The organism is Lyngbya sp. CCY1209, from assembly GCF_055795065.1.
In genome coordinates this window covers 1-2,555 of the sequence record NZ_JAYFER010000612.1, presented here as the reverse complement: position 1 = coordinate 2,555, position 2,555 = coordinate 1, and the positions used below count along the sequence as shown (strand labels likewise).

Below are 2,555 nucleotides of genomic sequence, written 5' to 3'. Positions count from 1 at the left end.
GGCAGGCAACCGGAGACGGTTGCCACCACTATTTGCCCATCAGCAACCGGCAGGCAACCGGAGACGGTTGCCACCACATTATTCTCAATATTTTCTATTTCCCATTTGAGCAATATGAGACAGTTTATCAATACAATTCGGCAGTTGTCCCGGCGGCGGACGGTTCGCATTTTTGGGGCGGTGGTTTTGTTGGGGTTGACAGTGCGATCGCTTCCCTATTTTGCCCCGGTTCTGCTTGAAGATATCCGCCAGACTTCGGTGGCGATGGAATTTCGCGATCGCAACAATCTCCCCTTGGGAACGATTCTCAGCCGGGATCAAAATCATACAGCCGTGGTTCCGTTGACCGAAATTTCTCCTAATTTTATTCAAGCAATTATCGCGGCGGAGGATAAGCGATATTATCATCACGGGGCGTTGGATGCGATCGCGATCGGGCGTTCTCTCCTCGAAGCGGTCCAAGCCGGAGAAATCGTCAGCGGCGCCTCCACCATCACCATGCAACTCGCCCGGATGCTGGAACCGGCCCCCCGCACCCTCCCCCACAAATTCGCTGAAATCTGGCTGTCCTGGCGGCTAACTGCCGGGATGAACCGCGACCAGATCCTCGCCGCCTACATCAACCGCCTGCCGATGGGGGGCAACCTCTACGGCGTCGAAGCCGCATCCCGGGCCTATTTCGGAGTCCCCGCCGCCGACCTGAGTTTGTCCCAAGCCAGCCTGCTGGCGGCACTTCCCAACGACCCCACCGACCTCGATCCCTACCATAACTGGACGGGGCTCAAAAAACGGCAAAAATACGTCCTCGATCGCATGGTTGAAGATGGCTACATCACCCATCAGGAGAGCGATCGCGCCCTGCGAGAACCCCTGCAACTCCGCTCCCGTCAAGGTGAAGCGATCGCCGCCCCCCACTTCCTATTTTGGGTGGCAAATCAACTCTCCGATGCCGACATTCAAACCCCACAAATTAAAACCACCCTCGATCGCCCGTTACAGCAATTTGTGGAAACCCAAGTTCGTCAGGTTACGGACGCTTTGGCGGATCGAAATGTCGGTCATGCCGCAGCTATTGTGATTGATAATAACACCGGGCAGGTGTTGGCTTATGTCGGTTCTCCCGACTATTTTGATACGCAAAATTTGGGGTCGAATGACGGCGTTCAAACCCTGCGACAACCCGGATCGACGTTGAAGCCCTTTTTGTACGAATTGGCGATCGCCCGGAGTACCATCCGCCCCAATACCGTCCTCGCCGACGTGCCCACCTACTACGCCATCCCCGGCGCCAAACTCTACACCCCCACCGACTACAGCGAAACTTTTTTGGGGCCGGTGCGGGTGCGGATCGCTTTGGCAAATTCCCTCAATATTCCCGCCGTCCGGGTATTGGAAAAAGTGGGCGTTCCGGATTTTTTGCACCGTTTGAATCAGTTGGGATTTACCCACCTCGATCGCGAACCGGAATTTTACGGTTTGGGGTTGACGTTGGGCAGCGGGGAGGTGAGTTTGTGGGAATTGTCCCGGGCTTATCTGACCCTCGCAAACGGGGGAGAACCCCTGTCTCTCGCCACGACTATAACGCCGGAGTTGCCGAAAAACTGTCCCGGAAATTGTTCTCAATTCGATACGCCGGACACCTGGAAATTGATCGTCGATATGTTGTCGGACTCCCACGCCAGGGCGGCGGCGTTCGGGGTGGAATCGGTGTTAAATTTACCGTTTCCGGTGGCGGTGAAGACGGGGACTTCTTCCGATTATCGGGATACTTGGACGGTGGGTTTTACGACGGATTACACCGTCGCCACTTGGGTGGGGAATTTTGACGGGAAACCGATGCAAAATATTTCGGGGGTGATGGGGGCGGCACCACTTTGGAATCAGATCATGTTATATCTGCACGGGACGGATTTTCCCGGTGATTTTATCCCCCCGAATGAGTTGACAAAACTGCCGATTTGTGCAGATACTGGATTAAAACCAAGTTCCGACTGTGAATCGGGCACTGTCCTGGAATATTTCTATCCGGAAGATATCGCCAATTATCATAATAATTCGGGGCGACAAACGTTGACGGCGGATTATAACGAGTGGCTGTCGCGGCAGGGGCGATCGCATCTGCAGAGTCCGAGGATTTTATTTCCCAATGCCGACGATTATTTTTTGATTGATAATGGCGATGATTCCCAGATCGAATTTAAGGTTTCAGGGGTTGACAATCAACCCATTATCTGGTATCTAAATGGTGAGGAAATAGCAGAGACGGAATCGCGATCGCTGTTTTGGACTCCGGAAGTGGGCGATTGGACGCTATCGGTAAAAAGCGGGAATCGGACGTCGGACGTCACGTTTCAAGTCAGACAATCCGAAGACAAACCCTATCGCAGAGGATTTTCCGTCGTTAATTCTCATTGATGGCGATCGCAGGTCGAAAAAAAAATGTTAAATTTTGTTGCCAAACCGGCGTTTTTTTTACCAACCCCTTGCCTTGCCCTTGACTTCGTGATATACTTCGTACATAATGGGAATATTCGCGATTTTTTTATTTTGGCAAC

At 52.8% G+C, this 2,555-nt stretch carries 1 protein-coding gene; it reads left to right on the top strand.

Features of this window, described 5'->3' with window-relative positions; genetic code table 11:
• Nucleotides 1-114: 114 nt before the first annotated feature.
• A complete protein-coding gene (gene pbpC / locus AC0QHF_RS23215) occupies nucleotides 115-2,415 on the top strand; it encodes a penicillin-binding protein 1C (RefSeq protein WP_324706632.1) in 2,301 nt (766 codons plus the stop codon).
• The last annotated feature ends 140 nt before the right edge of the window (nucleotides 2,416-2,555 follow it).